General features: G+C 69.9%; 9 protein-coding genes. 8 read left to right on the top strand and 1 reads right to left on the bottom strand.

What is annotated here, in order from left to right:
• Window positions 1-283: 283 nt before the first annotated feature.
• Window positions 284-760 (bottom strand): tRNA adenosine(34) deaminase TadA, encoded by a 477-nt coding sequence (tadA, locus tag Q0283_RS14015; protein ID WP_298045185.1) that lies wholly within the window; start codon window positions 758-760, stop codon window positions 284-286.
• 55 nt (window positions 761-815) lie between these two features.
• Here tadA and upp point away from each other — a divergent pair, with 55 nt between their 5' ends.
• The 8 genes from upp to Q0283_RS14055 form a co-directional block, all read left to right on the top strand.
• Window positions 816-1,451, top strand: coding sequence for a uracil phosphoribosyltransferase (gene upp, locus Q0283_RS14020; protein WP_183523263.1), 636 nt, complete (start codon window positions 816-818; stop codon window positions 1,449-1,451).
• A 378-nt stretch (window positions 1,452-1,829) separates the two neighbouring features.
• Window positions 1,830-2,666, top strand: coding sequence for a winged helix-turn-helix domain-containing protein (locus Q0283_RS14025; RefSeq protein ID WP_298045187.1), 837 nt, complete (start codon window positions 1,830-1,832; stop codon window positions 2,664-2,666).
• Between the two features lie 168 nt (window positions 2,667-2,834).
• Complete coding sequence (locus tag Q0283_RS14030; RefSeq protein WP_183523267.1) at window positions 2,835-3,509, top strand: TetR/AcrR family transcriptional regulator; 675 nt, start codon at window positions 2,835-2,837, stop codon at window positions 3,507-3,509.
• 73 nt (window positions 3,510-3,582) lie between these two features.
• Window positions 3,583-4,431: an enoyl-CoA hydratase-related protein gene (locus Q0283_RS14035; protein ID WP_183523269.1), complete on the top strand. Its 849-nt coding sequence runs from the start codon at window positions 3,583-3,585 to the stop codon at window positions 4,429-4,431.
• A 50-nt stretch (window positions 4,432-4,481) separates the two neighbouring features.
• Complete coding sequence (locus tag Q0283_RS14040) at window positions 4,482-5,624, top strand: acyl-CoA dehydrogenase family protein (RefSeq protein WP_298045189.1); 1,143 nt, start codon at window positions 4,482-4,484, stop codon at window positions 5,622-5,624.
• 73 nt (window positions 5,625-5,697) lie between these two features.
• Window positions 5,698-6,477, top strand: a complete 780-nt coding sequence (locus tag Q0283_RS14045) for an SDR family NAD(P)-dependent oxidoreductase (RefSeq protein WP_183523273.1) — start codon at window positions 5,698-5,700, stop codon at window positions 6,475-6,477.
• A gap of 53 nt (window positions 6,478-6,530) precedes the next feature.
• Complete coding sequence (locus Q0283_RS14050) at window positions 6,531-8,198, top strand: AMP-binding protein (protein ID WP_298045190.1); 1,668 nt, start codon at window positions 6,531-6,533, stop codon at window positions 8,196-8,198.
• Between the two features lie 98 nt (window positions 8,199-8,296).
• Window positions 8,297-8,626, top strand: a 330-nt coding sequence (locus Q0283_RS14055; RefSeq protein ID WP_298045192.1) for an acyl-CoA dehydrogenase family protein, incomplete at its 3' end; no start/stop codon positions are given.

The raw sequence follows: 8,626 nt of genomic DNA on the forward strand, positions 1-8,626 counted from the left end.
GGGTGCCGGTCGATCATCGCGTTCCACACCCTCCGCGCGTCGTCGTACAACGCGTCCTCGGGTCCGATCACCGTTCCGCGCACCACTGAGGACAGGGTGCGCAACGCCTCGGGAGAGGGTCGGGGTCCAGTCATGACGGACCAGCTTCCGGTTCGGTGCCGGTCCCGGACGGGCCGGCCGTGCAGTGAATTCTTCCCCGGCGCCAGTCACCGGTCAACGCTCCGGGAGCGCCGCTCCTGCGGGTCCGGCGGGCCGCGTCCGGCCCGCGGCCCTCAGCTCCGGTTCAGCCCCGGTGCGCGCGGAAGAACCCTGTCAGCACCTCCGCGCACTCCTGCTCGCGGATGCCGGGAAACACCTCGACCCAGTGGTTCAGCCGCGGCTCGCGGACGACGTCGAACACGGATCCGCAGGCCCCGGCCTTGGGGTCCCACGCGCCGAAGACCAGTCGGGGGACGCGGGCCAGGACGATCGCCCCGGCGCACATGGCGCAGGGCTCCAGGGTGACCACGAGGGTGCAGTCCTCCAACCGCCACCCGTCGTCGTGCCCGGAGTCCCGACGCGCGGCGGCCGCGGTCCGCAGGGCCAGCACCTCCGCGTGGGCGGTGGGGTCCCCGCTCGCCTCCCGCTCATTGCGACCGGTGCCGAGCACGGTCCCGTCCGGGCCCAGGACCACCGCACCGATCGGCACGTCACCGGTGTCCGTGGCGCGGCGGGCCTCGCCCAGGGCCAGCGCCATCCAGGAATCGTGCTCGGGATGCATGGTGACTGAGCCTATCCGGAGGGGTGCGGCCCCTCCCTTCTGTAGGGTTGGCACCATGCGCGTACAGCTCGTCGAACACCCGCTGGTAGCCCACAAGCTCACGGTCCTCAGGAAGCGGGACACCCCGTCCATGATCTTCCGGCAGCTGACCGAGGAACTGGTCATGCTGCTGGCCTACGAGGCCACGCGGGACGTCGCGGTGGAGCCCGTCCGGATCGAGACCCCCGTCGCCACCACCACCGGGGTCCGGCTGGCGCGGCCCACGCCGCTGGTGGTGCCGATCCTGCGCGCCGGCCTCGGGATGCTCGAGGGCATGGTCCGGATGGCGCCGACGGCGGAGGTCGGCTTCCTGGGGATGGCCCGGAACGAGGAGACCCTGGACATCGTCACCTACGCCGAGCGCCTGCCGGCCGACCTGACGGACCGGCACGTGTTCATCCTGGACCCCATGCTGGCCACGGGCGGGACGCTGGCCGAGGCGGTGCGGTTCATGTATGCCCGCAAGGCGCGCCGGGTGACCTGCATCTGCCTCCTGGGCGCGCCCGAGGGCATCGCGCGACTGGAGGGCGAGCTGGCCGACGTCGACGTGGACATCTACCTGGCGGCCGTCGACGAGCGCCTGAACGAGCAGTCCTACATCGTCCCCGGCCTCGGGGACGCCGGCGACCGTCTCTACGGCGTCGCCGAATAGAGGGCGTCGCCCCGGCAACGGGCTCGGTAACAAACGGGGACCACGGGGCAAAGAGGCGGTAACTTACCCCGGAATACCCGGAGAAGTGCTTCAGACCCCTCAAATGATGTGACCTTCGTCACAAAAAGGTGCATGCGTCTCACGATGTGAGACGACGTGACCATTGTTACTTGCAAGAACGGATTGTGACGCTTCAGGGTTGTCACATGAAGTTCCGCGACCTGGTCGGCCTCCCTGAGGCCCAGTCCGCCCGGCGATGGCGTCGGCGGTGCGACCAGGCCGGCTCCTGGCCGGTGTGCGGCGGGCGGGGACGACCGTGATCCGGTCCGACCTGCTGGCTCCACGCCGACGAGGAGATCGACGCAAGGATTCATCGACATGACCACCAGCCCCCAGGGATACGTCCACATCTCGGTCCGCAACGCCCAGCGCCGTGCGGCCCGGGTCCGCAGTTACCGCGAGCACGGCGGGACCTATGGGATGCCCCGCACCCGTCCGCTGCAGCCGGTGCAGGACCACGGCGACTCCGGCGCGATCGCCCGGGATGTCGAGCCCCAGACCGCTCCGACGCCGGTGCTGGCCCCCAACGGCATTCCCGGCCCCCAGGCCGTGGCCACCGAGACCGAGGCACGGGGCTTCGTGATCTACGTGGGAATGGACGAGTCCGCGGCCTCTGCCGCCGGGACCTCCCTGACGCGGCTGGCCAACGAGCTGCGCCACTACGTGGAGTCCCTGGTGCCGGGCTCGCAGTCCGCGGCGGCCGTGGCCATCGCGCCGGCCGGCGCCCCCGGGTCCGACCTGGAGGTCGTCCGCCAGGTGCTGGGTGATCCCACCATCCAGCAGGGCACCCGGCCGGACCTGCTGCAGGCGCCCGCACCCGTCTCCACCCGTCAGCCCGGAGTCCTGATCGACCTGGCCCGCCGCGAGGTGATGCTGGACGGCGAGGGGTTGAACCTCACCTACAAGGAGTTCGAGCTGCTGAACTACCTCGTGGAGAACGGCGGCCGTACGGTGGGGCGCGACGAGCTGCTGGAATCGCTGTGGAAGAACGCCGAGGACGTGCCGAACGAGCGCACCATCGACGTCCACATCCGCCGGCTGCGCTCCAAGCTGGGCCGGCTGTCCGGGACCGTGCGCACCGTACGCGGCCAGGGATACCGCTTCTACGAGCATCCCGAGGTCGTCGTGTGGGCGGCACCGGAATACAGCATCTGACCCAGGCCCTCTCGGCCCCGCAGGACCCCGGATCCATTGGATCCGGGGTCCTCGTCGTTTAACGTCCCCGCACCCTTGACCCCGCCGTCGAGGTGTGAGTACAGTCACGAATGAACGAACATTCATTCTTGGTGAACTTAGGTTCACGCACACTGAAGGGGCAGGTCCATGGTGCTGAAGGGCGCGGAAGAACTGGCTGTACCGGCCGAGGCCGCGCGCCAGGCCCGCTCGGGCGCCCGGACCCGCCAGCTGCTCGAGGCGGCGGCGCGGCTCATGGAGCGCAGCGGTTCGCACGGCGTCTCCATGCAGGCGGTGGCCGACGAGGCGGGCGTCTCCGTGGGCCTGATCTACCGCTACTTCGCCAACAAGCAGGAACTCGTCCAGGGCGTGATCCTCGGCGTCCTGGACGACATGGCACGGCTCATCCCCGCGGCCGTGGCGCCGGAGGCGGACCCGGTGCGGCGGATGGTTGCGGCCTTCTCGGCCTACTGCAGGGTGGTGGACGACAACCGCGAGGCCGTGCTGCTGACGTACCGCGAGTCCCACACCCTGGACGAGGAGGGACGCCGGCTCATCAAGGACCTCGAGGTCAGGACGGCCCAGCCCCTGACCGACGCCATCCAGGAGGCCCTGGACCGCGGCCTGCTGATGCCGGTCGACACCCGGATCCTCTCCTACGACCTGCTCCTCATCGCCCACTCGTGGTCCCTGAAGCACTGGTACTTCGCCTCGAGGATGACGTTCGAGGAGTTCGTGGCGAGCCAGTCGGCCCTCATGCTCGCCACGGCCGTGCACCCCGACCACCGAGCCGCGTACGCCGACCTGCTGGGCGCGCCCGCCTGAGCGCGGACCGCCCCGACCACCCACCCCTGGACCTGCCCGGAGACTCGGCAGGGCCACCACGGAAAGGACCATCATGACCGCTGAGAACTCCACCGCCACCACCGATTCGTCCCAGGCCCCGGCCGTCCCGGACTTCGGGGACATCACCTACGAGCGCCGCAACGCCGCCGCCGTGATCACCATCAACCGCCCGGACCGCTACAACGCCTTCCGCTCCCAGACCGTCGAGGAGCTCATCAAGGCCCTCAAGCTGGCCTGGGCCGACCGCGGCGTGCAGGCCGTGATCCTCACCGGGGCCGGACAGAAGGCCTTCTGCACCGGCGGGGACGTCAAGCAGCGCGCCGAGACCGGGGACTACGGCCCGAGCGAGTCCGGCATGTTCGAGATCGGCCTGCTGCACAAGACCATCCGCGACCTGCCCAAGCCGGTCATCGCCGCCGTCAACGGCCTCGCCATCGGCGGTGGGCACGTGCTGCACGTGCTGTGCGACCTGACCATCGCCTCCTCCACCGCCCAGTTCGGGCAGGCGGGCCCGCGCGTCGGGTCCTTCGACGCGGGCTTCGGCTCGGCCTTCCTGGCCCGCATCGTCGGCGAGAAGCGCGCCCGCGAGATCTGGTACCTCTGCCGCAAGTACGACGCCGCCACCGCCGAGCGCTGGGGCCTGGTCAACGCCGTCGTCGAACCGGACCGGCTGATGGACGAGGCCCTCGCCTGGGCCGACGAGATCGCGGCGAAGTCGCCGACCGCCATCCGCTTCCTCAAGCAGTCCTTCAACGCCGACACCGAGCACCAGGCCGGCCTGAGCGCCATGGCGATGTCCGCCCTGGACCTCTACGCCGTGTCACCCGAGGGCATGGAGGGCGCCATCGCCTTCGCCCAGAAGCGGGCACCCGACTTCGCCTCCAAGGTCGTCAGCCACTGACCGTCGGCAGAGCCACCACGACCACCACACCAGGACCAGACGAGGGACTCATGGACTTCACGATCGACACGGCGATGCAGGGCTACATCGATGCCGCGGCGGCAATGGCCGAGGAGCTGGCGCCGGGCTACCGGCAGCGGGAGGCGGACCGGATCATCGACCCGGCCCTCCGGTGTGAGATGGGCGCGCGCGGGCTGATCGCCCCCGAGCTCCCGGAGGAGCTGGGCGGACGCGGCGAGCGGGCCCTGACCGCGGGCATGATCACCGAGCAGATCTCCCGCGGGGACATCAACGTCGGCTACGTCCAGGTGGTCGGCTCCCTGGTGGGGCAGATCCTGGCCCGCAACGCCGGCCCCGAGCTGGCCAGGGCATGGGTGCCGAGGATCGCCAGCGGTGAGGACATCGTGGCCATCGGCCTCTCGGAGCCCGACGGCGGCTCGGACGCCGGCAATCCCGGCCTCACCGCGCGGCGCCAGGACGGCGGCTGGGTGCTCAACGGCACCAAGTCGATGTCCTTCGCCCTCCACGCCGGCGCCACGGTGGTCTTCGCCCGGACCGAGGAGAACCGCCGGGGCCGGGGCATCAGCGCCTTCCTGGTGGAACTCGACCGCGACGGCGTCGCACGGGAGGCCACCCCGGACATGGGCACCAAATGCGTGGGCCGCGGGTTCGTCACCTTCACGGACACCTGGATCCCGGAACAGAACCTGCTCGGTGCCGAGGGCAAGGGCTTCACGGAGGTGATGCAGGGATTCGACTTCTCCCGCGCCCTCATCGGCCTGCAGGTCATCGGTGCCGCCCAGGTCACCCTCGACGAGACCTGGGAGTACGCCGGCCAGCGGATGGCCTTCGACCAGCCCATCAGCAAGTTCCAGGGACTGTCCTTCCCGCTGGCCGAGGCGGACACCCTGCTGACCGCGGCCCGGGTGCTGTGCCAGAAGACCCTGTGGCTCAAGGACGCGGGCCTGCCGCACACCAAGGAGGCGGCCATGTGCAAGTGGTGGGCGCCGAAGACGGCCTACGACGTCATCAACCAGTGCCTGCTGTCCCACGGCCAGTTCGGCTACCTCACCACCCGGCCGATCGAACAGCGGATGCGGGACGTCCTCGGCCTGCAGATCGGCGACGGCACCGCCCAGATCATGAAGCTCATCATCTCGCGGCAGAACCTGCCCCGCGAGGTCGCGCCCTGAACCGGTGCCACCACCACCTCCTCCCGGCGACGCCACCCACGGCCGCCAGACCACTCGACCCATGGAGCACACCATGACTGAACAGACCACGAACACCACCGTCAACGACGAGAACCTGCAGGGCCGGATCTGCATCGTGACCGGCGCCGCCAGCGGCATCGGCAAGGGCATCGCCACCCGCCTCGTCGCCGAGGGCGCGACCGTCGTCGTCGCCGACCTCAACGGCGAGGCCGCCGAGGCCACCGCCGCCGCACTGGGCAACGGCTCCATCGGCATCTCCGTGAACGTCACCGACCGGGCCGCCGTGGACGCGATGACCGAACAGGTCATGTCCACCTTCGGGCGCATCGACGTCCTGGTCAACAACGCGGGCTGGGACAAGGTCGGGCCCTTCCTCGACTCCGAGGTGGACGTCTGGGACCGCGTCATCGGCATCAACCTCTACGGGGTCCTGCACTGCTCCCAGTCCGTGGTGCGCAGGATGGTCGACCAGGGCCACGGCACGGTGGTGAACATCGGTTCGGACGCGGCCCGCGTGGGATCCAGCGGCGAGGCCGTGTACTCCGCCTGCAAGGGCGGGGTGGTGGCCTTCACCAAGACCCTGGCCCGGGAGGCCGCCCGCCACGGGGTGACGGCCAACGCCGTCTGCCCCGGGCCCGCCGACACCCCGCTGTTCGAGCAGATCTCCGCCGAGAACCCCAAGCTGCGCACGGCCCTGGAGAAGTCCATCCCGCTGCGGCGGCTGGCCCAGCCGGAGGACCTGGCGAACGCCGTGGCCTTCATGGCCTCTCCCGCCTCGAAGTACATCACCGGCCAGACCCTCTCGGTCTCCGGTGGCCTCACGATGATCTGACCGCCCTGCCCCGCTGCCACCCCCGGGACGGCCGCACGACCAGGAAGAACCCCATGCCCCACACCTTCGAGATGCTCCTCACCGACGAGGAGATCGCCACCTACATCGCGTCCGGACACTGGCGGAACAGGCTGCTGGCCGACTACCTGGACGACGCCGTCGCGGCACGCCCCGGGCAGACCTGCACGATCGACGTGCGCGGCGCGCACACCTATGCCGACCTGGCCGCCGACGTCGAGGACTGTGCCCACGCCCTGCTGGAGTCCGGCGTCCAGGCCGACGACGTGGTCTCGATCCAGCTGCCCAACTGGTATGAGTGGCTGGTCATCTACCTGGCCGCCAACCGGATCGGCGCCGTCGCCAACCCGCTGATCCCGATCTACCGCGACCGGGAGATCGGCTTCATGGCGGCCACCGCGCGCACCTCGGTTCTGTTCATCACCGAGACCTTCCGGAAGTTCAACTACGCGGACATGGTCGACCGCCTGCGCCCGGAGCTGCCGGACTTGCGGGAGACCGTGATCGTGCACGGTGAGGGGGCGCGGGACGGCTTCACGTCCTGGGAGGACTTCCTCGCCCGCGGCCGGGCCCGCCGGGAGTCCGACCCGGTGGACCTGGCGGCGCTGCGTCCCGACCCGAACTCGCTCGCACTCATCATGTTCACCTCCGGGACGACGGGCCGTCCCAAGGGCGTCATGCACACCCACAACTCGGTGCTGTCCGGCGCGCTGCCCTGGCCGGACCGGCTCGGCCTGGACGAGCACTCGGTCATCCACATGGCCTCGACCTTCGGGCACCTGACCGGATTCCTCTACGGCGTCTCCCTGCCGATCATGCTCGGTGGCACGGGTGTCTTCCAGGACGTGTGGGACGTCGAGGAGTTCGTGGAACTGGTCGAGAAGCACGGGATCAACCACACCTCGGCGGCCACCCCGTTCCTGCACGACCTCATCGGAGCGAAGAACCTCGCCGAGCACGACGTGAGCTCCCTGAGGCACTTCTGCTGCATGGGCGCCCCCATCCCACGGTCCTACGTGGCCGAGGCCAGGGAGAAGCTGCCGGAGATGAGCGTCTTCGGCGGCTGGGGACAGACGGAGTGCTGCCTCGTGACCATGGGACACCCCTCCGACCCGGACGAGAAGATCATCTCCACGGACGGGCGTGCCCTGGACGGGATGCAGACGCGGGTCGTCGGCTTCGACGGCCGGCCCGCTGCCCCCGGCGAGGAGGGGAAGCTGCAGATCCGCGGCCCGTTCCTGTTCCGCGGTTACCTCGGCCAGCTCGACAAGACCCGCGAGGAGTTCGACGGCGACTGGTTCGACACCGGGGACCTCGCCACCATGGACGAGGACGGTTACGTGCGCCTGGCCGGGCGCACCAAGGACGTGATCATCCGGGGCGGCGAGAACATCCCGGTGACCTATGTCGAGAACGTCCTCTACGAGCACCCGGACGTCGAGGCGGTGGCCGTGATCGGCGTTCCCCACGAGCGGCTGCAGGAGACCGCGGCCGCCGCCGTGGTCATGCGCGAGGGCGCGCCGGAGCTGACGATGGACACCCTGAGGGCGTTCTTCGACGCCAAGGGGCTGGCCAAGCCGTACTGGCCCGAGCGCCTCGTCATCGTCCCCGAGCTGCCCCGCACCCCCTCCGGAAAGATCCAGAAGTACCTGCTGCGCAAGGAACTCGTCGAGCAGGCCCAGGCACAAGGAGCACAGAAGTGAACACCGCAACCAACACCGCAACCAACACCGCTTCGACCGGTCGGTCTGTGTCGGGGGATGTGTCGGCCTCGTTTTTGGGGCCGGTGGATCTGACGGGGATGGACGGGTTGTTCTCCGCCGAGGAGAAGCAGCTGGCCCTGGACGTGCGGGGGCTGGTGGATGAGGTGATCCGCCCGAACATCGCCCAGTGGTACGAGCAGGCGGTGTTCCCGCGGGAGATCGTGCCGGAGCTGGGCCGGTTGGGGGTGTTGGGCATGCATCTGGAGGGGTATGGGTGCGCGGGCCGGTCGGCGGTTCAGTACGGGTTGGCGGCCCAGGAGCTGGAGGCCGGGGACTCCGGGCTGCGCACCTTCGTCTCGGTGCAGGGCTCGCTGGCGATGTCCGCGATCCACAAGCACGGTTCCGAGGCCCAGAAACAGCAGTGGCTG

The sequence above is a fragment of the uncultured Citricoccus sp. genome, assembly GCF_937871995.1.
Lineage (GTDB): Bacteria > Actinomycetota > Actinomycetes > Actinomycetales > Micrococcaceae > Citricoccus.